At 43.7% G+C, this 24838-nt stretch carries 21 protein-coding genes; 7 read left to right on the top strand and 14 right to left on the bottom strand.

Annotation, left to right across the window (positions count from 1 at the left end; all coding sequences use genetic code 11):
• Positions 1 to 154: 154 nt before the first annotated feature.
• Together FN831_RS21105 and FN831_RS21100 are read right to left on the bottom strand one after the other, a co-directional pair.
• Positions 155 to 1183 carry an alpha/beta hydrolase family protein gene (locus tag FN831_RS21105; protein WP_142530176.1) on the bottom strand — a complete coding sequence of 343 codons (1029 nt, stop codon included), beginning with the start codon at positions 1181 to 1183 and terminating at the stop codon, positions 155 to 157.
• Positions 1184 to 1248: 65 nt separating this feature from the next.
• Positions 1249 to 1836 carry a Crp/Fnr family transcriptional regulator gene (locus FN831_RS21100; RefSeq protein ID WP_142530175.1) on the bottom strand — a complete coding sequence of 196 codons (588 nt, stop codon included), beginning with the start codon at positions 1834 to 1836 and terminating at the stop codon, positions 1249 to 1251.
• A 410-nt stretch (positions 1837 to 2246) separates the two neighbouring features.
• Between FN831_RS21100 and FN831_RS21095 the strand changes: the two genes are divergently transcribed.
• The 4 genes from FN831_RS21095 to FN831_RS21080 are packed head-to-tail and all read left to right on the top strand — an operon-like array spanning position 2247 to position 8832.
• Positions 2247 to 3590, top strand: coding sequence for a TolC family protein (locus FN831_RS21095; protein WP_142530174.1), 1344 nt, complete (start codon positions 2247 to 2249; stop codon positions 3588 to 3590).
• Positions 3591 to 3592: 2 nt separating this feature from the next.
• Positions 3593 to 4651, top strand: a complete 1059-nt coding sequence (locus tag FN831_RS21090) for an efflux RND transporter periplasmic adaptor subunit (RefSeq protein ID WP_142530173.1) — start codon at positions 3593 to 3595, stop codon at positions 4649 to 4651.
• Positions 4652 to 4663: 12 nt separating this feature from the next.
• On the top strand, positions 4664 to 7789 hold the full coding sequence (locus FN831_RS21085) for an efflux RND transporter permease subunit (RefSeq protein ID WP_142530172.1): 3126 nt from the start codon (positions 4664 to 4666) through the stop codon (positions 7787 to 7789).
• A 14-nt stretch (positions 7790 to 7803) separates the two neighbouring features.
• Positions 7804 to 8832, top strand: a complete 1029-nt coding sequence (locus FN831_RS21080; protein WP_142530171.1) for a DUF6268 family outer membrane beta-barrel protein — start codon at positions 7804 to 7806, stop codon at positions 8830 to 8832.
• 14 nt (positions 8833 to 8846) lie between these two features.
• Here FN831_RS21080 and FN831_RS21075 read toward each other — a convergent pair whose 3' ends face one another.
• The 11 genes from FN831_RS21075 to FN831_RS21030 all read right to left on the bottom strand — a co-directional run bounded on the left by FN831_RS21075 (position 8847) and on the right by FN831_RS21030 (position 21267).
• Complete coding sequence (locus tag FN831_RS21075; RefSeq protein ID WP_142530170.1) at positions 8847 to 10094, bottom strand: glycoside hydrolase family 28 protein; 1248 nt, start codon at positions 10092 to 10094, stop codon at positions 8847 to 8849.
• A gap of 151 nt (positions 10095 to 10245) precedes the next feature.
• A complete protein-coding gene (locus tag FN831_RS21070; protein ID WP_142530169.1) occupies positions 10246 to 11748 on the bottom strand; it encodes a redoxin domain-containing protein in 1503 nt (500 codons plus the stop codon).
• 11 nt (positions 11749 to 11759) lie between these two features.
• The gene (locus FN831_RS21065) at positions 11760 to 12887 is read right to left on the bottom strand and encodes a TlpA disulfide reductase family protein (RefSeq protein WP_185960564.1); all 1128 of its coding nucleotides are present in this window, start codon (positions 12885 to 12887) and stop codon (positions 11760 to 11762) included.
• Between the two features lie 8 nt (positions 12888 to 12895).
• Entirely contained in the window at positions 12896 to 14299 is a 1404-nt protein-coding gene (locus tag FN831_RS21060; RefSeq protein WP_142530167.1) for a RagB/SusD family nutrient uptake outer membrane protein, read from the bottom strand.
• Positions 14300 to 14313: 14 nt separating this feature from the next.
• Positions 14314 to 17589 carry a SusC/RagA family TonB-linked outer membrane protein gene (locus FN831_RS21055; protein ID WP_185960563.1) on the bottom strand — a complete coding sequence of 1092 codons (3276 nt, stop codon included), beginning with the start codon at positions 17587 to 17589 and terminating at the stop codon, positions 14314 to 14316.
• 187 nt (positions 17590 to 17776) lie between these two features.
• Positions 17777 to 18877: a FecR family protein gene (locus FN831_RS21050; RefSeq protein ID WP_142530165.1), complete on the bottom strand. Its 1101-nt coding sequence runs from the start codon at positions 18875 to 18877 to the stop codon at positions 17777 to 17779.
• 105 nt (positions 18878 to 18982) lie between these two features.
• The gene (locus FN831_RS21045; protein WP_142530164.1) at positions 18983 to 19603 is read right to left on the bottom strand and encodes an RNA polymerase sigma factor; all 621 of its coding nucleotides are present in this window, start codon (positions 19601 to 19603) and stop codon (positions 18983 to 18985) included.
• 245 nt (positions 19604 to 19848) lie between these two features.
• Positions 19849 to 20211, bottom strand: coding sequence for an SDR family NAD(P)-dependent oxidoreductase (locus FN831_RS28470; protein WP_394348331.1), 363 nt, complete (start codon positions 20209 to 20211; stop codon positions 19849 to 19851).
• Positions 20187 to 20399, bottom strand: a complete 213-nt coding sequence (locus tag FN831_RS28175) for a hypothetical protein (protein ID WP_246101668.1) — start codon at positions 20397 to 20399, stop codon at positions 20187 to 20189. Before FN831_RS28175 ends, FN831_RS28470 begins: the two co-directional genes overlap by 25 nt.
• A 47-nt stretch (positions 20400 to 20446) precedes the next feature.
• Positions 20447 to 20815: a hypothetical protein gene (locus FN831_RS21035; protein WP_142530163.1), complete on the bottom strand. Its 369-nt coding sequence runs from the start codon at positions 20813 to 20815 to the stop codon at positions 20447 to 20449.
• Between the two features lie 89 nt (positions 20816 to 20904).
• Positions 20905 to 21267 (bottom strand): winged helix-turn-helix transcriptional regulator, encoded by a 363-nt coding sequence (locus tag FN831_RS21030; RefSeq protein WP_142530162.1) that lies wholly within the window; start codon positions 21265 to 21267, stop codon positions 20905 to 20907.
• 191 nt (positions 21268 to 21458) lie between these two features.
• Between FN831_RS21030 and FN831_RS21025 the strand changes: the two genes are divergently transcribed.
• From FN831_RS21025 to FN831_RS21015, 3 genes are all read left to right on the top strand, one after another.
• A complete protein-coding gene (locus FN831_RS21025; RefSeq protein ID WP_185960562.1) occupies positions 21459 to 22367 on the top strand; it encodes an alpha/beta hydrolase family esterase in 909 nt (302 codons plus the stop codon).
• A 50-nt stretch (positions 22368 to 22417) separates the two neighbouring features.
• Positions 22418 to 22996 carry a TetR/AcrR family transcriptional regulator gene (locus tag FN831_RS21020; protein WP_142530160.1) on the top strand — a complete coding sequence of 193 codons (579 nt, stop codon included), beginning with the start codon at positions 22418 to 22420 and terminating at the stop codon, positions 22994 to 22996.
• A 417-nt stretch (positions 22997 to 23413) separates the two neighbouring features.
• Positions 23414 to 24190 (top strand): saccharopine dehydrogenase family protein, encoded by a 777-nt coding sequence (locus FN831_RS21015; protein ID WP_394348330.1) that lies wholly within the window; start codon positions 23414 to 23416, stop codon positions 24188 to 24190.
• 24 nt (positions 24191 to 24214) lie between these two features.
• On the opposite strand, the gene FN831_RS21010 is transcribed toward FN831_RS21015, so the two are convergent.
• A complete protein-coding gene (locus FN831_RS21010; protein ID WP_142530158.1) occupies positions 24215 to 24793 on the bottom strand; it encodes a TetR/AcrR family transcriptional regulator in 579 nt (192 codons plus the stop codon).
• Between the last annotated feature and the right edge of the window lie 45 nt (positions 24794 to 24838).

Raw genomic sequence — 24838 nt, 5'->3', positions numbered from 1 at the left:
ATATGTACAAAGCTAGTTAAAAGCTTGTTAATGATTGTCATCTTATTATCTGATAAGATCAGGAGTTCCTATTATCAGCGGATGCCCGATTCCATGGCCAGCTCCAAATATTGCTCTGCTGATCAGGGAAAAGTCGGTTAATTTGTTCTGCCAGCTATTTTAAACTCTCTTTAAAGAATTTTACAGCCATAGCACCGGTTAATTCATGGGCAACATGGCGGTCTACAGATTTGTCATCATTAAAAAGTGGCGTGCCCGTTTTCTTTAATTCAGGCATCGCTTCATTTAAAAATACATAATGGCCTGCTTTGCCACCTAAAATATACAAACGGGATTTTGGAATGAGCTGGTGATAATGTGCAGCATTGGTTTTAACCGGCGCTATGCTGTCACTTTGTGCCCCAACGATATAAACCGGCCGGTTTATCGCTGTAAACTGTTTCCTGCTGACGAAGCCCTGTCCAATGGCGGGGCTCATCGCAAAAAATGCTTTGATACGATTATCTTTTAATGGAGGACTTTTCCTGAACGACTCCCATACTGCTGCTTCATCTACAGTTTTGAGTAACCCGGGAAACTCCGGGATATTAGCTTCCTGCATGCCCTCTGAAGTGTCGGAAAATTTATTTAAAGCATCTAAATCCAATTGTGCACCGGCAAGGGCAAGTACGGTATAGCCACCTATAGAAAAACCTGCTGCTCCGATACGGTCGCGATCTATAATTTTGCTGAGGGAAGTATCTTTTAATAACTTGGTAAGGACAAAGCTGATATCACGCGACCTTTGCCATGGCGTTACAAAATCTATCGCGATTTTATTGTCATAGGTATTTCCCCAATGATCTACTGCCGCTACAATAAAACCTTTTTTCACCAGTGCACCTGCCAGCCACTCCAAGGTCATGCGGCTGCCACCTGTTCCATGCGACAAAAGTATAAGCGGATGCTTGGACGACGGATAAACCGCATCCCTCACCGTGGGTTCTGCAATAAAGGGATAATCTTGTTTTAGGGTAGCTTTCCGGGTGTCATTTGTAGGATACCATATTTCTGTGGTCAGTTTCCGCTCACGGACAGTATCCGTAAAACGGAATGTTTTCTCGCCGATAACAGGCTGAATGGTTTGCGCTGAAAGGAACAGCGGAAACAAAAACGATAGGATTAAAATGTTGTTGAATCGCATTTTCAAAGGTTATATACAAAGCAAGGCATTTTATCAAAATTCGTTATTGACAAAAGTCAAATAATTCACTTTTTAGATTTAAGCCGGCTAAGGGTTTCCTGCGAAATCCCCAGATAATCGGCTATTATTTTGGAGGGAAACCTTTGGATAATTGAAGGGTTGCTTTCCATCAGGGCCTGATAACGCATTGTGGCATTCATGGAGATCAGGCTTTCAATTCTTTGGATCGAGGAAATATATTCTTGTTCCAGAGCAATACGGTAAATATGCTCCCAGGCAGGAATTTCATCCAGCAGGGCCTGGAAATCGTGATAGCTGATATAAAATAAATCCGAGAGTTCCAGGCTTTGGATTGCAGCAACAGAAGGTTCCTGCAATCTGTAACTTGGAAAGGAAGTGCCAAATTTACCTTCCGTAACAAGGAAGCGGGTAGATTCATTACCTTTCAGGTCTAAAAGATAAATGCGTAGGCAACCGGAATTGACAAAATATAAATGCTTGCATACCTCACCTGAAGCAAGCAAAATCTCATTACGTTTGGCGGTTTTACGGCTGAATTTACTGCAAATAGTTTTTAACTGTTCCTCATCTGCGTTGAAATGTGCGGTCAGGAATTGCATGAAAACTCCGTAAGTATGGTCTGGCGTTTGCATGATCAGAAATATACAATTTTTCTTGATCTGCTGGTTGTTTTAATTTATCAGTAATATGTTCGTTTACTGCGTACGTCCTTCAAGACTATATGACATTGCTAAGCAATGATATCCGTTCTCCGGTTTCTTTAACCTGGAAAAACCGGGGTTATGAAATATGATCCCCGTCAAACTGATATTTAAAAGAAATAAGGGCGGGGCTGGGAGCTGATTAAATCTGACGCTTATCTATCAAGCTTGCGAAACTTTCATAATCCGTGACTTTTGTCCATTTCATTCTTCATTTTGTCCATTTCATACTTGAACTTTAAATCTGACACCCTTAGCGCGCTAGTTTTGGAATAATTAATTAAATAATTATTCCGTTAGTGTCTTGGTATGACCTGCGGTAAAGAACTTGAAGCAGGGTAATGAATAAAAAAATACTATTAGCCTTTATCTTTTTTGTTCCCTTTCAGCTGTTTTCGCAGGAGCAGTGGAATTTAAAAGCGTGCATAGCATATGGGCTGAAGAACAACCGCAACAGTACGGTTTACGAAAATGAAAAAAGAGCTGCTGATGCCAAAGCAAAGGAAGCCCTTGCTGATTACCTGCCCAAGGTTAGCCTGACCGGAACTTTAGACAACAACCTGAAAGTCCAGGAGTCAGTGATCCCCGGAGGGGTGTTCGGGCCAGACCCCATCAGGGTGGCCTTTAGCCAGAAATATAACAGCAATGCACAGGCACAGCTGGATCAGACCATTTATGACCAATCGCTCTTAACCGGGCTTAAAGCCAGTAAGTATAATAAACAGCAGGCAGAAGTAAACATCCGCAAAAGCGAGGAAACAATTATCTATAATATCGGCAATGCCTATTACCAGATTTACGTTTACCGCGAACAGCTGCGGCTGCTAAAAGAAAACCTGGGCACATACCGCGGACAGGTAAATATCTTTAAGCTGCAGGTAGAAAAGGGGGTGACCCTGCAAAAAGATCTGGACAAGGTAACAGTGGATTACAACAATGCGATATCGCAGATCCGCATCGCCGAAAGCAACCTCACACTTTCACAAAACCAGCTTAAATATGAAATGGGTTATCCGATCAGTTCGGCCCTGCCGGTTGACAGTGTTTCACAGCAGGATGTTGCCATTCATATTGATGCAACAAACAGCAATGATCTGGCAAGCCCCTTTGTAGTGGGAAACCGCGTAGATTACCGGCTGTCTGAGATCAACGCCCGGCTGTTGGATATAGATGAGAAACGGATCAAAGCCGGCGCAATGCCCAAGCTTACCGGTTATGCCCGGTACGGTGCGGTGGGTTTTGGCAATTCAATAGGGCCTGCTTTTAAAGATCTGAGCCCCTTCTCGGCCGTAGGCCTTAAACTGAGCATCCCCATTTTTGATTTTTTCAGGAGGAACGCACAGTACAATCAGGCAAAGTATAAAAGCCTGAATGCCACAGAAAACTTAAAGCTTGATGAGGGCAAGTATGAGCTGGAATACGAAAATGCAAAGACCAAGATAAACAATGCACGGCAGAACCTGGAAAGTGACAGCCGCAATATCCAGCTGGCAGAATCTGTCTTTAAAACCACTGATCTGCAATACAGAAAAGGGGTGACAGACCTCACAGAATGGCTTACGGCGCAAAACTCGATCAAGGAATCACAAAATAATTATCTCAATTCACTCTTCAGTTTTTATCAGGCAAAGCTTGATCTGGAAAAAGCTTCAGGGAATCTCAAAACATTTTATACCTCACTCTAAATATGAAACGTAAATACATCATAGCAATGATTGCCCTTGTAATCCTGGCACTTATTGTCTTTAGGCTTGCCTCCAATAAAAGTACGCTGAATAAAAAAGAAGCACCTGCACAGGATTCTGTAGTGAATATTCCTGTTAAAGTTTCTGCTGTTAAAGAAGAGCTTCAGGAAATCAGCCTGATCAAAACAGGTAGCCTGGCTCCATTTAAAGAAGCAAGCGTGCTCACTACTGTTGGAGGCACGATCAAACAACTCAGGTTTGAGCTTGGTGATCATGTAAACGAGGGACAGGTGCTGGCAGTAATGGATACCAGGTTAATGGAACTGGATCTGCAAAAAGCTGAAACCAATGCAGCAAAACTGAAGCGCGACCTGCAAAATTATACTGAACTGCTGCAGGGACAGGCCGCCACGCAGGAGAAGGTAAATGAGATCAGGCAAAACTATCTGGATGCCGCCAATCAGGTGAGCCAGGTAAAAAAACAAATTTCTGATGCACTGGTAAAAGCGCCTACCAGCGGCACAATCGCCAAGAAAACACTGGAACAGGGCGTATTTGCGAATGCCGGTGCGGAGATCGCAACCATTGTGAACTTATCGCAGCTGAAGGTGCAGCTGAACCTGACAGAGACCGAGGTGTACCAGGCCACACAGGGCCAGCAGGTAAAAATCACTACAGATGTTTATCCCGGTCAGGTGTTTAACGGCAAAATCACCTTTATCAGTCCGCAGGCAGATGAAACGCACAATTATAAGGTAGAGATTATGGCTGATAACAATGATAAGGCGCTGCTGCGTTCGGGTACGTTTGTGTATGCCGATTTCTCCAGAAAAACCAAACAGAATATCCTGCTGATACCGCGCGAAGCACTCACTGAAAGTATCAAAGATGCCAGCGTATATGTGGTGGAAAACAATATTGTACATCAGAAAGCTATCAAAACTGGCCTGGAAATGAACAACCTGATCCAGGTGATCAGCGGACTTAAAGCAGCTGAAGTGGTAGTAACCTCCGGTCAGATCAATTTAAAAGAAGGTGCCAGGGTAAGTATTTCCAAATAACAAAAGCCAGATATGTCAATTACAGAAATTGCCGTTAAGCGGCCCCTGCTGATCATAGTAATATTTACAGTACTCTTTATTTTCGGAGCGCGATCTTACTTTAGTTTAAATTATAACCTGCTTCCCAAGCTGGAAGTCCCCACCGTATCTGTCAGTACTGTTTATCCCGGTGCGGCGGCGGCAGAGGTAGAAACGTCGGTGACCAAGAAACTGGAAGATGCTTTTTCCTCTGTTGAGGGACTGGACAAAATCAGTTCTACCTCGCAGGAAGGAATATCGAGTGTGGTGATACAGCTGAAAAGCGGTACAGACATCGATCAGGCAGAGCGCGATATTCAGCGCAAGGCCGATCAGGCCCAGAACGACCTGCCGGATGATATAGACAAACCGCTGGTCAACAAGATCAACCTTGAAGATGCGCCGATCCTGAAAGCGGGCGTAACCTCAAAGCTGTCGCCGCGTGACCTCTACGACTTTGTGGACAAGCAGTTGCTGCCCATTCTGCAAAATGTGCAGGGGGTAGGGCAGGTAAATATCATTGGCGGCGATGAGCGCGAAATCCAGGTGAACATTGATCAGGATAAGCTCAATGCCTACGGCTTAGGCATCGGGCAGGTAACGGATGCACTCAGCAAGGCCAACCAGTCCTTCCCCGCAGGGAGCATTGAAACGCGGGACCAGCAGATGTCTATCCGCTTTGATGCAAATGTTACCTCGGTAAACCAGATCCGCGGACTGATCGTTAAGCAAAGGCCTGGCGCCGGCAGTGTGTATCTGAAAGATATCGCTGAGGTAGTGGATGCCACGGCAAAAACAACGGCGATCAACCATATCAATGGTATTCCCTCTATTGGCGTGCAGATTATCAAACAGAGTGATGCTAATGCCGTAGAGGTGAGCAGGCAGGTGAAGCTGAAGTTTACAGCGATAGAGGAGCAGTATAAAACAAACGCGCTGAAATTCAGTGTATCTTCAGATCAGAGTGTGTACACCCTGAAGTCGGCCGATGGTGTAATGGAAGATCTGGGGCTTGCAGTAGTGATTGTGGGTATCGTGATGCTTGCCTTTCTGCACAGTTTCCGGAGTTCCATGTTTGTACTGGTGGCACTGCCATCCTCTATCATCCCTACTTTTATCGCCATGTACGCGCTGGGTTTTTCATTAAACCTGATGACCTTAATGGCGATGTCGTTGGTGGTGGGTATTCTGGTGGACGACTCGATTGTAGTGCTCGAAAATATATACAGGCATCTGGAGATGGGCTCCTCAAAAGAGAAAGCTGCGCTCGAGGGAAGAAATGAGATTGGTTTTACCGCCCTGGCCATTACGCTGGTGGATGTGGTGGTGTTTTTGCCAATCGCATTTACGGGCGGTATCATCGGCTCACTGCTTCAGGAATTCTCCCTGGTGGTGGTATTCTCAACACTGATGAGCTTATTTGTATCCTTTACGGTTACGCCAATGCTGGCCAGCAGGTTTGGAAAAATCGAAGAAATGAACGGTAAAAGTTTGTGGGGCAGGCTTAATCTGGGCTTTGAACACTTCCTGGATGTACTGAAAGAGGATTATGGGAAGTTGCTGGTGATCCTGATCCATAAGAAAAGATGGCTGCTGTCTGGCGTGATCCTGCTCATTATCGGCAGCATTGCCTTAATTCCCTTTGGATTTGTGGGTGCGGCCTTTATTCCTTCGGCCGATCAGGGCGAGCTGCTGATCAACCTGGAGCTGGCACCTTCAGCCTCGGTTTATCAAACCAATATGATCACACAGCAGGCAGAAAAGATGATCATGCAACAACCTGAGGTGACACGGGTGTTCTCCAGTATTGGTTTTGTGAGTGGTAGTGTGGCAGGTACCACCAATAACAGCAACCTTGCGGAGATGACTATCAGTATGGTGGACAAGGATAAAAGGGATATTACGGCAGAGGATTTCGGTATCCTGCTGCAGAAGAAACTGAGCAGGGTGATCCCGGGTGTTAAGATTACGGCTTCGCCAACATCTATTACGGGCGGGGCCAATCAGGCGCCTATCCAGATCGCAATCAAGGGAATAGACTTGAAGGCGATCCGTAAAGTTGCAGAGGAGTACAGGAAGATTGTTGCGACCGTACCGGGCACCCGATTTGTTGAACTTTCTGTGAAAAACCAGAAGCAGCAGGTTGAGGTGAGCCTTAACAGGGAAAAAATGACCTTACTGGGCATTGATGCAAGCCAGGTAGGGGCTGCATTGCAGAATGCCTTTAGCGGAAACGACAAGAGCAAGTTTAAACAGGCCGGTAACGAGTATGATATCCTGATTGGCCTGGATCAATACGACCGTTCCGATATCAATAATGTGAGGAACTTATCATTTAGCAATAACGACGGGCAGACTTTTGTGCTGAGCCAGTTTGCGGATGTGACCGAAGGCCTTGGGGAGAGCGTGCTGGAACGCAGCGACCGGCTGGGCTCGATTACCGTAAAAGCTAATGTTGCCGGAAGGCCCTCAGGCTCGGTAGGCAAGGATATCCAGGAAAAAGTAAAAGCTGTGCAGTTGCCGGCAGGAGTGACTGTAGAATATCTTGGTGACCTTAAAAATCAGGGTGATGCTTTTGGCAGCCTTGGTTTTGCACTGGTAGTTGCCATTGTGCTGGTTTACCTGATCATGGTTGCCCTGTATGAAAATGCAGTCTACCCTTTTGTGGTGCTGTTTTCGATTCCTGTAGCCCTGGTTGGGGCACTGCTGGCACTGGCACTTACGATGCAGACCCTCAACATATTCTCGATCATAGGGATGATCATGCTGCTGGGACTGGTGTCTAAAAACGCGATCCTGATCGTGGATTTTACCAATCAGCTGAAAGCTGAAGGCCGTCCGGTAGAAGAAGCCCTGGTCGAAGCAGGAAAAGAAAGGCTCAGGCCTATCCTGATGACTACCCTGGCGATGATCCTCGGGATGCTCCCCATCGCACTGGCCAGCGGGGCAGGTGCAGAGATTAAGAATGGGATGGCCTGGGTGATTATCGGCGGCCTTACCAGTTCAATGATCCTGACACTTTTTGTAGTGCCATCCATGTACCTGATCATCGACCATTTGATATTAAGGTTTAAAACGAAAAAAACAAGTACACCGCTTCTGATCGAAGCACATCATTAAATAAGATCCCGGATATGAAATATCTTTTTATAGCAATATTGCTCAACGCATTTATCTCAAACTCAACAGCACAAACAGCACAGCAGTCAGATGCAAAAAAACTTGCTGTGCAAAGAATGACGGACTCTCTGAAAATGGAAGCATTATCCGGTTACGCACAATTATATCCGCAGCTGCGCCAGGGTTTTTTCAGTGCAGATTTTATTGGCAATGCAAATGTACATTCTGAGCTGAACGGTAAAGATCTGTATGATGGCAAAATGAAGATCACCAGGATCAGGACAAACTTTAACCTGCCACTGGCACAGTGGGGCAGGAACAGGATCACCGGAACACTGGGCTATCAGCAGCAGCATTTGCAGACCACGGAGATCAATAGTTTTAATCCGGAGTTCTCCGCCCTGGACAGGGACATTACTAAATCGGCAGGTAGTTTTACCGCCACTTTCAGCCGGTCTGACTCGATCTTTAACAAGCAGGTAATTTATTCCGCTGGGATTTCAGGCATCTCGGATGAGTTCTCTTCCGTAAAGAGGGTTAACTACATCGGTACTGTGACCGTTCCGTTAAAAAGGAGCCGGTATTCATCACTTACTGTGGGCATGGCCATATTCATCGATCCATCGGCCGTTTCTCCGGTGATACCGATCATCAGCTACTGGCATAAATTTAAAGAGAGAGACTTAGACTTGTTTGTAGACCTGCCATCCAGGATATCTTTAAGAAAGCAGTTGTCCAAAAGAAGCTCTGCTTCGCTTGGCAGCGAACTTGGGGGAACACTATTATTTTTTGATGTAAATCAGCCATCTCTGCCACAGAATACTATTTACACGAACGTAGAGGTACGCAGCGGTGCTACCTTTGAGTACCTGGCCACAAAGAAACTGATCCTGGGCATCAACGGCGGCATTTACTCTACAACCGCATCAAGAATGTTTGACCACAATGCCAAACCAGACAGCTATTTTTACCGCAGTCAGGCAGGTTCTGTTCCCTATGTGAGTTTCTCCGTTTCGTTCCTGCCTTTCATCAGCCGCTTGTAAAGAGTCTTTAAAAACTAATTCATGATCAGTGCTGCCCCGTTTACCGTAACGTTTTCTACTTTAACATCCTTATACTTATTTTGTAATGCGGGAGATTTTGTAGTGACGGTAACATTTTTGAACACAAAGTCTGATACGGTATCATTAGGATTTCCTTCCATAACGCCAAAACTCCCGGCCTGCACATTGATGTTGGAGATCTTTATGTTTTTGATGGTACCATAAGGTTTCTTGGTGCTGCCTTTCAGATCAAAAAATTGTTTCCAGGGATTGATGAGAATGACAGATCCGCAGCTTCCGGTAATATTGTCTACAGTGATATTTTCAAAAAGCTGGTACGTATCGGGCCTCATTTTTAACCGCAGGATAGGGCAGGTATTTGCCACCTTACAGTTTCTGATGGTGATGTTACGGGCATGTATACATTCACTGCCCAGCGTCAATGTGGAATGCGCTTCACCAAAGGTGCAGTTCTCCACAAGTATATCTTCTACGATACCATTGCCCGGAAGATTTTGCGCGTCAACGCCTTTTCCTCCTTTGATGCAGACTGCATCATCGTTAACGGAGATATAACAGTTACGGATGGTTACTTTGCTGCAAACGTCTATATCTACACCATCGGTGCTTGGAGCTTTAACCGGCCTGAAGGGCGAGCGGATATCGCAGTTTTCCATCAGCACATTCTGGCACTGGTACAGGTGTGTGGTCCAGAATCCGGAATTATGCATTTTCACATCTTTGATGGTTACGTCGTTGCAGCCCCAGATAAATACCAGGCGAGGGCGGTGTACTTCGAGGTTTGTGCTCGGCAGCTTCAGCTTTGCTTTTTCTTCCCTGTTTGCCCAGAAGGCTTTCCAGAAACGCAGTCCGTTGCCATTGATGGAACCCGGACCTGTAATGCTGAAATGGTCTACTTTGTAGGCATTGATCAGCGCGGCATAGTAATCCAGGTTTTGCCCTTCCATACGGGATGGGAGCAGGGGGTAATCTTTAATATCATCCGATCCTTTTAATACTGCGCCTTCCATGAGCCTCAGCTTTGTGTTTGGCTTAAAGAAAAGGGCACCGCTGAGGAAAGTCCCATTGGGTATCACTATCGTTCCACCTTTAACAGCAGCCTTATCGATCACGCGCTGTATTGCCGCTGTATTGAGTTTAGTACTGTCGGGTTTAATACCAAATTTTGTAATTATATAGTCCTGGGATTTGGCGGTACCTATGCTAAAAAGCAGGCAAAAAAGGAGAAGGGTCTGTTTCATTTGGTTGTAGACTAATAGGGGCAAGATAGTTTTATTTTGTGACTATTGGTTGATCGCTGTTAGGTAAAAACGAGAAAAGACCGCAGTTTATATGCGGTCTTTTCTGTTTTGCGGAAATTATCATCCACATTTTAAGCTTATCAAAGGCGAATTATATTGATGCCTTTGCCATATCAATCATCATGGATATCTCATCTACTGCGGCTTCTTTGCTTCCGTCAAAGCCGGTAAGTTTGAAACGGATATTTCCTTTTTGATCAATTACAAACTTAGCGGGTATCCCGTAAACTTTGTAACTGCTAACCACTTTATTTGTTTTTGTCTCAGGATCCTTAGTATCCATTAACACCTGAAAGTTATATTTCATACTTTCAATGTAAGCTCTGGCATCCTCTGTTGGATTGTCCGCTCTCTCCCAGGTATGAATAAAAAGGAACTTTACATTAGGATCTGCTTTGTATTTATCTACAGCCATTTGCATAGCAGGGAACGAAGCCTTACATGGCCCGCACCAGGTTGCCCAAAAATCAAGAATGACCACTTTTCCTTTCAGATCAGCCAGAGAAACTTTATTCCCCTGCAGATCAGTCAGGGTAAATCCTGCCGCTGGTTCATTAACGATCTCTTTCACCAATCTTTTTTGGATCCCTAAGATTATTCCCTTCCGGATATCAGCCTGGTAAACATCCAAACCGGCATTGCTTCCTTTAACTTTAACATACAGCACTTTAAAGAGGTCAGACATTTCCTGGGTAGCTTTACCCGATTTGACTGCGGAATCCATTCTGTCGTATGCTTCCTGGTTGCGGTTAAGGGCCACCAAAATCTGTGCATACCGGTAGTTGAAATCCGCTCTTGGCTGAGGACTGGACTTAATAGCGAGTTCAATATATTTTAAGGCCTCATTGTATTTTTTCTGTTCATACAACAACTTCGCATAAGTACCCGTTAAGCCTGCATAACCTGATGCGGCAAAATTAGCTGCTCCACTTTTCCCCTTTTTTCCATCTGTAAAGGATTCTGCACTCTCCATCGCTTTTTTAGTATAGATCAGCGCATTGTTCAAGTCTCCGGCTTTATAAAATGCCTCTCCTAATCCGCCATAGCCGTTGCCTTTCCAGAAATCTGCTTCCAGCTGGTTAGCATAATAAATTGCTTTTGCGGTGTTTTTAGTAGCTGCATACCTGCTTGCCAACTGGCTGCGGATATAGTCATAGGTTACCCTGTCTTCACCCAAAGGCAGGGCAGGATAACTTTCAGGCGGAAATTTTTTGATCCAGTTGTTGTAGGCTATTTCCATATCAGGCAGTGATTTGATATTAATAACAACCTGCTGTTCTTTGCTGCGTGCCTGCATGCCTTTCGGAAACTTAATCACCATCACCTCAAAAAGAGAGTCAGAAATCATAGTGTTTTTAATCCGGTAGTAATACTGGGCAGCTATAGTCATTTCGGTTTCTTTGTCGCTGGCCGCCAGTGTTTTTAATCTGCTTTTCAATACCTGCTGATCGGCTGCGTCTTTAGAAGCCACTAATTTATCCAGCTGTTTCCTGAGACTGTCTGGTTGAATATTTTGCGCTTGTGTCTGATAACACAGTATTGTATTCACCAACAAAACGCCTGCACTTATTCCAAAATTTTTAATGTTACTCATTGCTTTGATTGTTAATTAAAAATTGATTTTAATTTATTGCCTAATGCCTCTTCGCGTATGTTTTTGGCAATTACTTTCCCATCCCTGTCCAGCAGGAAGTTTGAAGGAACTACATGCACACCAAATTCCAGAGCAGCAGCGTTATTCCATCCCTTCAGGTCAGACACATGTGTCCACACCAGTCCATCTGCTTCAATAGCTTTTAACCAGGGTTCTTTCTTGCTGTCCAGGGATACTCCAAGGACCTCAAAGCCCTGATCGTGGTATTTTTTATAATTGGCAAGCACATTGGGGTTTTCCCTGCGGCATGGTGCGCACCAGCTTGCCCAGAAGTCTACCAGGACATATTTGCCTCGGAAAGAGGCTAAGTCTACTGTTTTGCCATTTACATCAGCCATTTTAAAAGTTGGTTTGGCACCTATTCCCGAGCGCTTTTCTACCGCAAAACTTTCTTCAATTTGTCGCCCGTAATAAGATTTTTGTACCGCCGGGTCTAACAAGGCGAACAGTGTCCTGGCTTGTTCAAATTGAAAATAAGGTATAAAGTGGCTGCTTACCACATATGCGCAGACGATAGATGAGGGATGTGCTGCAAAGAATTCTTTATGAACTTTAAAATCCAGTTCCGTTAATTTGGCATTTTCAGCTTTCAGGTATTGTTTAGCTGATGAATCCGGTTTGTTGTTAAATTGCTTGTATACAGAATCTGATTTATGGTAATATCCACCTGCGTAATTCACCACTGTTTTATAGTCTTTTAAGTACGCTTTCCAGTCGTTTTGCGGGATTGATCCGTTGACCTGTGCGGTATTTGACGAATCTTTGTGTGCTTTAATACTGATTGCTGAGTTGTCGCCAAAAAAGTAAAGTTGCGACTTGCTTTTATTGGTTTTTAGAACCAGCATGACTGGTTCAGTTAAAGATCCTTTAAAAACGAAATCACCATTGGTGATTTTTGCAGAGTCAGTGATTTGCGCGGTTCCTTTTGGATAGCTTAAATATACTGTGCCTGCCGGTATACCTTCAATATGGCCGGCAATGGTAAACCCGCCACCAAACTGAAACGCTGAAAGCAGGATTGTAAATGCCAGCAGCGCAATTGCTGCCGGCGTTTTTATGTTTTTGGTTTTTTTTTGCATGGTATTTGTTAATAACCAGGGTTTTGTGTAAGTGCAGGGTTTTGCTGTACTTGCTGATCGGGAATAGGGAATAGCACTGATCGGGTTGCATTCCATGTTGTCGGTTTCATTGCGCTTAAAACTGTATTTGCCTGTCCTGTTCTCAGTAGATCGAACCACCGATGCCCTAATTCACCAAATAATTCAACTTTTCTTTCTTTCGCGATAGCAGCAAGGATGGATGTCTGTGTGGCAGTAGCGGTTGTTGACAAATTAGCCAGACCAGCTCTTGTGCGAATAACGTTTACGTCACTTGCAGCCCCGTTTAAGTTATTCTGCTGTGCCCTTGCTTCTGCCCTGATCAGGTATTGTTCTGCCAGACGGAGGATGACGTTAAATTCATTTCCTGCCCCGGCAGTAGCGGCGGTATAAAGTTTATACTTATTTATCCTGTAGAACTTTGTGCCGCTTACGGTAGAGTCAACCCAGTTGATTTTTCGGTTGTCACCTGCATCAAAGCTGTTTACGACCGAAGTGGTCAATGTATAGTTAGGTGGAACTGTAGTTGCTGTGGCTATGGCGGTGCGGTAAGAACTTGCCACAGCAGAATATCCGTAATACGTGGCAAACTGCAGAATAGTTTCGGTGCTGGTATTCATAAATACCGAGTTGGTAGTGGCCATCGTATATGTACCTGAACCAATAACGGCAGTTGCCATAGCCTCAGCATTCACATAATCTTTTTGATAAAGATATACACGTGCCAGAAGAGCGGTAACAGCATGTTGGTTTACCCTTGATTTTAACGTTCCTACATATGCCACTGGCAATAATGTCTGAGCTTCTTTCAAATCACTGATGATCGATGCGTAAACCTGTGCAGTTGTAGAACGCGGTAAAGTAGCACTGGTCAAAGGATCGCTACCTGTTAAAGGCACACCACCGTAATAATTGACCAGGTAAAAGTTTACAAATGCCCTGAAAAACTTAGCCTCTCCCAGTAATTGCGATTTTACTGAAGGGGTTAATGTGTTTGAAGCGCCGATACCGGTAATTGCCGCATTTGCAACAAGCAGCTCTGCGTAGGCACTTCCCCAGAAGGTGCCGTTTGTTCCATTTGCAGGGGTAATCAAATTATTTTCGAACTCGGAAATAGCCGGCGTAGTGGTGTATGAAAAATGGATTTCATCTGAACTAATACCACCAAGCAGCGATACATTGGCCAGCCAGGTACTGAAGGAATTATAAATACCATAATTATAGAGCGCACCAATTGCAGCTGTTGCCGTAGCATCCGTAGTATATGCAGTAGAAGCATCTATTTTATTTAAAGGTGCATCCAGTTCCAGAGATTTTTTACAGGATGAGAAGACCACTGCCATTGAACCAATGCAGATCAATAATACTTTTGTTAAGTCATATTTTATTTTCATGTCGTTCTAAATATTTAAAATGTGCAGTTAAGACCGATAACCGTTGTCCGTAATTGAGGCATCGCGATAAACTGGCCGGTTCCTAAACCTGGTGCAGCACCTGATACTGTTGATTCCGGATCGTAAGTGTACTTCTGTTTTGCCCAGGTATAAAGATTTTCTCCCCTTGCAAATACAGACACCGTGTTGAAGCCGATTTTTTTGGTCCATTGATTAGGCAACAGATAATTCAGACTCACATTTTTTAACTTTATAAAAGAGGCATCACCCCAGTTTGCGTCTGAAGAATTGTAATTTGAATAATCTGCAGTGCTTACTGTCGTTACCCCTGGATAAAGCGAATTATTGCCCGGAGCCATCCAGCGTTGTAATGCGGTAACATTCTGATTAGTCGCGCTAACACCAAGAGGATATGATGAGCTGTTATTGATATAGCCCATGCGATGATTGAAAAGGAAAGAAACATCCAGTGTTAAATTCTTGCAGGTAAAGCTGTTTGTCAGGCCACCATAATAGGGATGCCCAAGCGGCGCACCAGACCGGTCTCCGGCAAAGGTAACCCCACCATCTCCGTTCATATCCTGGTAAGTTGGTATCCCTGTTGCAGGATTCACTCCTGTATAGTGATACAATTGAATAGCATTTACAGGTTGGCCTATAAAATAGGTGCTAAATAGTTTTTGCGGCTGGTCAATACTCAAAATTTTGTTACGCTGGATAGTTAGGTTGAGGGACGTAGTCCATCTGAAGTTTTTAGCCTGGATATTGGTAGTACTCAGCTCAAATTCAAATCCTTTGTTCTCCACAACAGCGGGAAAGTTTGCAAGGTACGAACTGATACCTGCCTGTGTGGGAACGACAATATTTAATAACTGATCTGAAGACAGGTTGCGGAAATAATCTGCTTTCAGGAAGATCCTGTCTTTAAAGAACCCGAGTTCAACTGCCGCATCCAGTTTTTTGTTGGTTTCCCAGTGCAGGTCTGCATTAGGAATGTTGCTCGGGAAGATGATTGATTGTCCCTGGTAAGATGATGCTGACCCTACTGCATTGTAATAAGCATCAGACTGATAGTTTGCTATCTGATCATTACCTGTTAATCCATAACTTCCGCGCAGCTTTCCAAAGCTTAGCCAGGAGATATCTTCCATGAAAGATTCATTCGTAAATATCCAGCCAGCACCAACTGCCCAGAAATTACCAAAGCGGCGATTGGCACCAAATCTTGAAGATCCGTCACGTCGGAATGTTCCGTTAATCAGGTATTTATCCTCCCAGTTGTAATTAGCGCGGGCAAATAACGCATTGTATTTATAATCAGAATTATTACTGCCATTATTGACGATTGCAGCGGCATTGTTTATGGATCCGATCAAAGCATCACTACTAAAACCCGTACCCGTCAAACTCAACCCATCTGCCTGTGTTCTTTGGAATGTAGAACCTACAAGTGCATCTAAACTTCCTTTTCCTATTTTTCTTTGGTACGCTAGCTGTGGCTCTACAATATAATTTGAGATGGTATTATTTGCGTAGCGCAATGTATTTGCTGGTGAGGCCAGATTGACAGTGCTTGGATTCAAAGATGTAAGTGGTGTTTCCAGCGTTTGTTTTTCTCCTGTCAGGGAGTAACCGAGATTTGCTTTGACAACTAGTCCTGGCAATATATCATAATGCACATCCATGTTGGTAATGAGGTTCGTTGTCGTGTTGTCGTTTGGCCTCATCAGGTATGCCATTGGGTTGGTAACTGATGGGTGCCAGTAAAGTGAACCATCTGGATTGTACAATGGTAAGTTGGGAGCAAGATTATACAATGAGGTAAGATCCGTGGAAGGCATCACATTATGCTGGTAGGCATAATTCACATTCAGGTTGATTCCAAAACGGTTATCTTCGCTTTTATGTCCTGCATTGAGGCGGTTTGAGAAGATATTGCCTCCAAAATCACCGGGATATACTGTTCCATCATGGCGGTAGTTTGAGCTAAACAAAAATGTATTCTGTGCATTTCCGCCGGAAACCGAGAAATCTGCGTTTGTAGTATGGGCCGTACCACCGATGAATTTCTGCTGCCAGTTAGTGTAAGCATTGGGGTCCCAGGTTACAAGGTCTGGTGCGTTCGCAGTACTTGGTGTTGCTCCTGATGCGGCGAAAGCTCCTTTGCGCATGGCTAAATAATCCTGTGTATTCAGCATGTCCAGGAAATGGCCTACTGTACCAACACCTTGATAAAAGTTTACGCTGTATTTAGTTTTCCCTGCAGTACCTTTTTTGGTAGTGATCAGTACTACACCATTAGCTCCTTTTGAACCATAGATTGCGGTAGCGTCGGCATCTTTCAATACGTCTATGCGCTCAATGTCATCCGGATTGATCATGCCGAGAGGACTGGCCTCACCACCATTTGCGCCACTTATACCGTATGCGTTCAGTCCGTCAGTTGCGGGTGTTGATCCGTTGAATAAAGTGAAAGGCACTCCATCGATCACATAAAGAGGCAATGTTCCACTTCCAATGGAGCCAACGCCTCTGATCTGAACGCGGAAACCTGCACCTGGCAAACCATTATTCTGTGTGATCTGAACACCGGCAAGTTTACCCTGCATTGCGGCTAATGGGTTTGAGACCGGTTGGTTAGCAATGTCTTTCATGCTCAGAGAGCTCACTGCGCCCGTGTTCAGCTGGCGAGTTGTGGTTCCGTAACCAATCACCTGAACTTCGTCCAGGCTGCCAATAGAGGATTGCATCACAATACGAAAGTTGGAGGGAATGCTGTTCACATTAAACTCCTGTGTTTTAAAGCCAACCAGGCTAACAATCAGGACATCGCTATCATCGGCCGACTGGATTCCGAAATGCCCGTTGGCGTCTGTACCAGTGCTTGTACGTTTGTCGTTCCTGAACCGGATGGTTACGCCGGGAACAGGAATGCCTTGCTCATCAACTACTATACCTGAGATCCTTTGTGGCTGAGCGGTCTGATTCAGTTTAGTTACCACAATCATGTTGTCGCCCAGTAGCTTAAAAGTGAACCCGGAGTTTGCGAGTACATTGCTTAGAATTTCCGCAACAGAAAGACTATTGGCTTCGATACTCACCTTAGTGCTTGCCGGAAAGGTGTTGTTATTGTATACAAATTTATAAGGAGTGCTTTTTTCAATGCTTTTAAGCACTGTACTGATTGGGGCATTCTTAAGGTTGATTGACATCTTCACGTCCTGTGAGCGCACAGCAGTTGCGGAGACGGTTAAACAGCTGACAATGATCAGCGTGAAAGCTAGTTTCATAACAAGGGGAATTTTACCGATAGGGCATAGGGAAAAAAGTGCACCGTTTTTTGTGCTTTTTTGCATAAGTTTAAATGATTTAAAGTTTAGGTTGAAGCAGGCACCAACGCCAATTGATTTGCCTGTTTCTTAGATTTAAGTCGCCCGGGGAATACTTATGTATTCCCCATTTTTTGTATATACCGGTTTAGTAAATACGAATCATATTGTCCTCCTTTCTGTAGTTAAAGTTTCCGGATAGTTTAAGTGCCTCTAAGATTTGTACGATATCACCGTGGTCGAAAGTGGCGGTAAAATGCAGGTTGTTTAAAGCGGGGTTCGCAATAATAACCTTTACACCATACCATCTTTCTATCTGCGTTGCGATTTCGGATAGCGGCTCGTCTACAAATGTTAATTTATTTTGAGTCCAGTCAGTTTCGGCTACTGAATTGTTTTCGGTAGTGGTAATGTTTTTCACGTCAAAGATTGGTTTTGTAATTCCCGGTGTCTTACCGCTTGCAGGGGCATCGTTTATCAGTATGAACTTTTTATTTGGAGCAAGGATAACTGGTGTTAGGCCCACTGTTGTATGAGCTGTTCCTTTGATCGTAATTTCAATCAGTCCATTGATTAATGATGCTTCAGTCGCCTTATCGTTCAGGTAAGCTTTCACGTTAAACTCTGTACCTACATCTCTGATCGTAATTTTTTCAGTATGAACGATAAATGGCTTTGCGGCATTATGGACAACGACAAAGTATCCTTCACCTGTGAGGCTGAGCTCGCGGTTGCCGGTATTAAAGCCTTGTTGTAATTGGAGATGACTACCACCGTTGAGCGTTACCACTGATCCATCAGGAAGTTTGACTTTCCTTTTCTTGCCCATAGGAGTAGCGTATGAGAGGGTTTCACTGTGTGCGGGTATTTTTGTTTGCTCAGATTTTAAGAAGAAAAGACTGGCCACAAGTATTCCGCATGCAGCAAGGCTTGCTGCACCAATCCATAGGCGTCGGACGTAATTTTTTCTATTTACCGCAAAAAAATCAGGTTTGACTATGTGTTCGCCAAGTCTTTCTGTTACCGCACTTTTAAAGAGCTCATGATCCCGGTGGAAGGTTTCGGCAGTTATATTGCCATTGAGGGTATAAAACAGTTTACGGGCGCGCTCTGCAACCAGGGCTTTTTCAGGATGTTTATCTAACCAGTCATTCCAAAATTTAACTGCTTCCGGATTGGTTTCCAGGCAATATTCCAGAAATGAATCGTCACACAAAAAGTCTTCAACTTCAAATTTCGAATAGTCCATTCTACGATGTTTAGACTATTGATGATCGGAGTTGTCATTTTTCCTATGAAAAACTGGAGTAATTTATAATTTTTTGTAATAAATGTAATTTACTTGAGGTAGTTGTCAGATAATATGACTGATAGATCCCATTGTCAGGAAGATAAGAGCCAGTAAATACATATTTTCTCCGCTGTTCTCGTTATTAAGGTCGGTTTTTAATTTTGTGAGCGCATCATATACGATATTGTAGGCTGTTTTTTTTGAAATACCACATCTTATTGCAATTTCATCATAATTCATACTGTCAAAGAAGCGGTATTGCAATAATTCGCGTTGGCGTTCAGTTAATTTTTCAAGGCTTCGTTTGAGTTTATCTTTAACAAGGGAGTCTGTCTGTATCCTGGTGATATAATCTTCATAAGAGATTTCCTCCTGATTGATGAGCGAATGCGCATAGCTTTCTTTAACTTCCCGAAGTTTGTCAGACCGGAATTTCTGCAGGATCAGTGTCCTCAAACATGTCATCAGGTAACTTCTTACATTATCTACCTGGGGCAGCCTATCCCGTTTGTCCCACAAATGGATCAGCATTTCGACAAAACAGTCGTTCGCGTATTGTCTGTCGCCGCTGAGCTTAGTACCATAGTTAATCAAACCTAGATAATGCTGTGTGTAAATTTGATTTAAAGCATCATGGCTGCCCTCAGTAAACTCCCGCCATGTTTCTTTAAACCCATCTGCCATGATTCAAATATACTGTTTTGCATGAATGAATTGTTAAATTAAGGTTAACCAAAAAGCCAGCAGGTTACCTGCTGGCTTGATATAAAAGGCAATTCATCCTAAGGTTTCATATTATTGAACGTTGCCGCGATGGTTTCTGGTTTGCATTAAACATCAGTTCACTAAAGCCAAATGTAAGCTGCTCTTTTCCTTCTTTCAGCTGATCAAAGACAGCGGTTACGAAATCACTAACAGAGGGGTTTCCGTCATGAATTCCATTTCCGCCAAGATCGGTATCTAATGCCCGGGGGAATTATTTCTGTTACTTCGATATTCCGCGCTTTAAGCATATACCTCAGCGCATTGGTGAAAGTATGAAAAAATGCTTTAGTTGCACAGTAAACGGGAACTTTTGTAAGCTGAACAAATGCCAGACCGGAGGTTACATTAATGATCGTATCCAGGGAGGTCAGACCAAGGAATGGGTTAGTGAGGTGTACAGGATACGTAAAATTTGTAGTTATCACTGCACTGGCTTTCTGATAAAAATTTTCATCAGATACAGTCATCCAATTCTGGATTCCTGCATTGTTGATCAGCACATTTACATCGCTGTGGTTTTCTGCAATCCAGTCGTATAGCGCAGTTCTTTCTGCCGCAATAGCAAGGTCACAACCCGTGTAATCCCCGAGGGGAACTTTGCAGCTACTTCGTTCAGCAATTCTTCAGGTCTGCCGCAGATATTGACAGTATTGTTTTCACTAAGAAATCTTTCTGTAAGCCCAAGACCGATTCCGCTGGCAACGCCTGTAATCAAAATTGTGTTGTTTGATAAATTTCATTTTATAGCAAGTTGTTATTTAGTTAAATGTTTGGCGACAGTGGATGTTTAAGAAAGATCAGCACAACAGGAATCAATAAAAACGGAATTTCAATCAAGGCGTGTTTAATATCGCCTGCGATCAGAAAGCGAATGATTAAAAATACAAACAGGCAGATGTTCAGAATGTTTCCTGCCAGGAATGTCTGTGGAGGCAGCAATAGCAAACCTCCAAGGATTGTAGCTATTGAAAAAACCTTTAGGGTATCGGCGCTGAGGTTTAATGTCCGCTGAAGTTCAGCTATGGGAGTGGTATCACCGGGTTTGAAATTGAGTCTGCTCCATCCATGCCTGGCCCCCATAAAAGCAGAAAATAGTATGAGAAATCCACTGATCAATTTTATGTACATCATCTTTTTTGATCAAAGGTAACTGCTATGGGAATTCCTGGTTTGCGAAAATCAATCTATTGTTTATGAGATTCAAATAGCGTAAGCAAATGTCAGCTACCGTTTTCCTGCTTTAATTTGATACGGTGCATTGTGCCCCAGTTGATCAATGATTCCACCACCTCCTTCAAACTATAACTATACGCTGTAAGCTCATATTCAACAATCACAGGCGTAGCTTCAATATTTACTTTCCTTTTTAAAAAACCATTGGCTTCCATATCTTTTAATTCAGCAGATAAAACACGGGGCGTGATCCCGGCAACTTTCCGCTGTATCTCATTGAACCTTCTTGAGCCATTGGAGAGGGCAAGGATCACCCTTAACTTCCATTTGCCGCCAATTACGTATAATGCATCTTCCATAGCCCGGATTTTTGCGCTGCATTCACTTTCTGAGATATGATCGTTTTCCATAGTGATTTTTAACTATACCAAAGGATAGTACTATGCTTTGGTATACTGCTATTAATTGAATAGCTAATGTACATATCTTTGCCTTCAACATGAAAATATTTAAAAAAATTATGATAATAACAGTCTCTGCTATTGGTTGTCTGATGATTCTCGGGTTGATCGCTTTTTTTTATTGGTTGTACGTGCCTTACATGAAAGCTCCGAAATTAAGTGCCAGTATAGAAAAGGAAATGATTAAATGGGATAATTACGAAAGAACGTACCTCAGCTACGTTCCAAGATCTGTGGTTAAAAGCAGTAAACCGGGGTTGATTATTGTTTTACATGGATCCGGGATTGATGGCGACAGGATCCGCCAGTGGACAGGTTACGAGTTTGATCAGATGGCTGATGATCATAATTTTATCGTCTTATATCCCGACGGCTATAAAAAAAACTGGAATGATTGTCGCAGGAACGCGCCTTATCCTGCTAAAAAGCAGAATATTGATGACGTTGGATTTCTCACCTCCCTCGTCAGGAAATATGAATCAGGTTATGGGGTTGATCCGCAGAAAGTGTTTGCGTTTGGTTATTCCAACGGCGGGGGGATGGCATACAGAATGGCGATTGAACAACCACAGCTGCTGAATGCAATTGCAGCAATAGGCGCCTCTCTGCCAACGCCTGATAATTTTAACGGCAGGATTGATAACATCACTTCCCGGATCATGCTGGTGAATGGTACCAGCGATCCTATCGTTCCCTATGAGGGAGGCAAAATATTCTTTTTTGGACAAAATTTTGGATATGTACTTTCAGCCAGGGCAACCGCAGAACGTTTTGCACAGGCAGGCAGGGCTGTTAAAGTTAAAGATGCCGTACGATTGCCTCATAGAGTTGAAAGCGATCCAAGCTCAGTTGATCAGGAGGTATGGCTGCGTGAGGCTGAGCCGGTAGTAGAGCTATACACGGTAAATGGTGGTGGACATGTAGTGCCACAGCAAACAGCCAGGTTCCCGCGGTTAATGGGAACTGTAACGGGAGACCTGGATGCGCCCAGAGAGGCTGTGAGATTTTTCAAACTTTCGACCGGGTCATCGGAGATGCGCGTTAAATGACATTAATCTAAAACATACATTTCAGATTTGTGCTATCTTTGAGGAAGAATATGGCAAGGAACGTTGAATTTGATGAAGAAAAGGCAATTCAAAAAGCGATGGAAGTTTTTTGGAAGAAGGGCTACAATGGTGCTTCTATGCGCGACCTGACGGAAGCGATGCAGATTAACAGCAGCAGCCTTTATAATACAATTGGTGATAAACACCAGCTTTTTGTGAGGTGTATTACCAATTATGTACATGGCCGGATGAAGGAAGCGTCGGCACATTCATCAAAAATTAAGTCTCCGCTGAAAGCAATCACCGGTATGATCAATGATTGTGTAAATACTATACTTTACAGTGATAACCATTGCCTGGCTATAAAAACCACCTTTGAACTCGCTGGCACTGATCCTGATGTAATGGCTTTGCTCAGGGAAGACAGTGAGTTCACGCATGAGTTTTTGTTAAATCTCGTCCAAAAGGCTATTGAACAAAAAGAGATCGTCACCAAGGCTGACGCTGAAACCATTACGAATTTCATCATCAGCAACTTTACAGGATGGCACGAATCCTATATCATTCACAAAGACCCGGTCAGGATCAAAAAAATGGCCAAATACCTGATTTCCCAGTTTTCAGAATAAATTTCTTCAGTCCCAATCGGGGATGATGCTCCTGGAGTAAGTTTAAAATGACACTAATCTGAAACGTTTGTTTTACATTTAACTTAGGTTTGCTGTGAAAATAAAGCATTAGATTCGTTTTTATTTGGAATGAAATCATCTCTGTTGCTTTAATTCTGAAACAAATATTACAGAAAATTAAATCATATAAATAACTTACAGCATACTTCAGAAGGAAAATTACTGATTTACGGTGCAACCGGATACACCGGTACATTAATTGTTAAAGAAGCCGCCCGCAGAGGCCTGGATTTCGAAATTGCCGGCAGAAATGAGGAAAAATTAGCAGCCCTTGCTGCTGAACTCAGCGTTCCCTACCATGTATTTTCAATAGATGATGCTGAGGGATGGAAAAGAAGCCTGGAAGGTAAAACTGCTTTGCTGAACATAGCCGGGCCCTTTAGCGAAACTGCTGAGCAGGCAATGGAAGCATCCATAAAGTTTAAGGTCCACTATTTTGATATCACAGCCGAAGTTGATATTTATCGCCTTGCCGAATCTAAAGATGCCGCAGCAAAAGCAGCAGGTATCATGTTGTTATCTGGCGCAGGATTGTTCGCTACCTATGATCCCCTGGTTTTACATACCGCAAACCGGGTAAAAAATCCGGTTAAAATGCGGGTAGCATTTAAGTACTCAGGAGGCTTTACGCCCGGCTCGGTAGCCAGCAGCGCTAATATTATTGGTGCCGGACTCTTGGTCAGGAAGAATGGCCTGATCAAAAAACTGGATGAAGCTCCATCTGCTGTTTTTGATCTAGGCGATGGCCCTGAGGATTTTTCACTGATGCCACTGGGCGGTGTTGTGCTCAGTTATAAATCAACGGGCATTCCTGATATCGAGGAATATTTTTCAATGGCGGTTCCTGCAGCTACAGGCGGTAACGCAACTGTGAAATTTGAAGAGGGGCAGCCACAAGCGGGGGCCGGCTCAGCGCGAAGCAAGATCCTCGTGGAAATTACAGATGAGGATGGAACGATTGTGCGGTCAATGGCAGATACACAGGATGGTTATATGCCTACGGTTACTTCTGCAGTAGAGATAGTTAGCCGCGCTCTGAGCGGAGCATACCAACCAGGATTTCAATCTCCTGCTTCTGCCTACGGGGCAGAGCTGCTGAAGTCACTGTTGGATGTTCGTATCACTGATTTTTAATCACATCAAGGCTGCCACAATGAATTAGCCTGCTATGGTTCCTATTAAATGATCAAGGAGTTTTTTTGTTAATTTTTTATCCTTAAAAAGAATATCTGCATTCCATAATGAACTAAAGGAGGCTACAATGAAATGCGCAATCATTTCGGGATCTTTATCCTGTGCAAGCTCTCCCTGGTCTTTGGCTGTTTGCAGGAGCCCGGAGAATAATCTGACAGAATTTTTAGCCTGGTTGTTTAATAGCGCCTGTGTTTCCGGATCTGTTTGGCCCAGTTCAAAAGTTGTTTTCACAGACATACAGGTTTTTTCTTCCAGTACCATGTTTTTGACCACACTTTTGATAATGAGCTGAACAGCCTCCAGGGGCGAATTTGCTTTTGCTGCTGCTGCCTGGTAATCTCCTTCTTTTTTAAGGATATAGCTGTTCAGGCATTTGATAAATAGCGTGTGTTTATTGCCATAGGTATCATAGATGCTGCTGCGGTTTAGCTTCAGCGTATCCACCAGGTCGTGCATCGAGGTTGCATTGTACCCTTTTTCCCAAAAAAGATTTCTTGCTGTTTCCAGTTTCTGGTCGTAATCAAATTCTTTAAGACGCGGCATGGCACAAAGCTATTATATCAAACCGAATGTTCCAAATTAATAAAT

The sequence above is a fragment of the Pedobacter westerhofensis genome, assembly GCF_900182595.1.
GTDB classification, from domain to species: domain Bacteria; phylum Bacteroidota; class Bacteroidia; order Sphingobacteriales; family Sphingobacteriaceae; genus Pedobacter; species Pedobacter westerhofensis.
Note: the sequence above shows the minus strand (reverse complement) of the source record. Positions and strands in the feature narration are given on the sequence as shown.

Bases quoted from the DNA above. Each gene is read 5' to 3' on its own strand.
- FN831_RS21090 (WP_142530173.1), top strand. From the start codon at position 3,593: ATGAAACGTAAATACATCATAGCAATGATTGCCCTTGTAATCCTGGCA.
- FN831_RS21055 (WP_185960563.1), bottom strand. From the start codon at position 17,589: ATGAAACTAGCTTTCACGCTGATCATTGTCAGCTGTTTAACCGTCTCC.
- FN831_RS21095 (WP_142530174.1), top strand. From the start codon at position 2,247: ATGAATAAAAAAATACTATTAGCCTTTATCTTTTTTGTTCCCTTTCAG.
- FN831_RS21050 (WP_142530165.1), bottom strand. From the start codon at position 18,877: ATGGACTATTCGAAATTTGAAGTTGAAGACTTTTTGTGTGACGATTCA.
- FN831_RS21030 (WP_142530162.1), bottom strand. From the start codon at position 21,267: ATGGAAAACGATCATATCTCAGAAAGTGAATGCAGCGCAAAAATCCGG.
- FN831_RS21070 (WP_142530169.1), bottom strand. From the start codon at position 11,748: ATGAGTAACATTAAAAATTTTGGAATAAGTGCAGGCGTTTTGTTGGTG.
- FN831_RS21020 (WP_142530160.1), top strand. From the start codon at position 22,418: ATGGCAAGGAACGTTGAATTTGATGAAGAAAAGGCAATTCAAAAAGCG.
- FN831_RS21065 (WP_185960564.1), bottom strand. From the start codon at position 12,887: ATGCAAAAAAAAACCAAAAACATAAAAACGCCGGCAGCAATTGCGCTG.
- FN831_RS21080 (WP_142530171.1), top strand. From the start codon at position 7,804: ATGAAATATCTTTTTATAGCAATATTGCTCAACGCATTTATCTCAAAC.
- FN831_RS21025 (WP_185960562.1), top strand. From the start codon at position 21,459: ATGAAAGCTCCGAAATTAAGTGCCAGTATAGAAAAGGAAATGATTAAA.
- FN831_RS21075 (WP_142530170.1), bottom strand. From the start codon at position 10,094: ATGAAACAGACCCTTCTCCTTTTTTGCCTGCTTTTTAGCATAGGTACC.
- FN831_RS21060 (WP_142530167.1), bottom strand. From the start codon at position 14,299: ATGAAAATAAAATATGACTTAACAAAAGTATTATTGATCTGCATTGGT.
- FN831_RS21045 (WP_142530164.1), bottom strand. From the start codon at position 19,603: ATGGCAGATGGGTTTAAAGAAACATGGCGGGAGTTTACTGAGGGCAGC.
- FN831_RS21100 (WP_142530175.1), bottom strand. From the start codon at position 1,836: ATGCAAACGCCAGACCATACTTACGGAGTTTTCATGCAATTCCTGACC.
- FN831_RS21010 (WP_142530158.1), bottom strand. From the start codon at position 24,793: ATGCCGCGTCTTAAAGAATTTGATTACGACCAGAAACTGGAAACAGCA.
- FN831_RS21085 (WP_142530172.1), top strand. From the start codon at position 4,664: ATGTCAATTACAGAAATTGCCGTTAAGCGGCCCCTGCTGATCATAGTA.
- FN831_RS21105 (WP_142530176.1), bottom strand. From the start codon at position 1,183: ATGCGATTCAACAACATTTTAATCCTATCGTTTTTGTTTCCGCTGTTC.
- FN831_RS21035 (WP_142530163.1), bottom strand. From the start codon at position 20,815: ATGATGTACATAAAATTGATCAGTGGATTTCTCATACTATTTTCTGCT.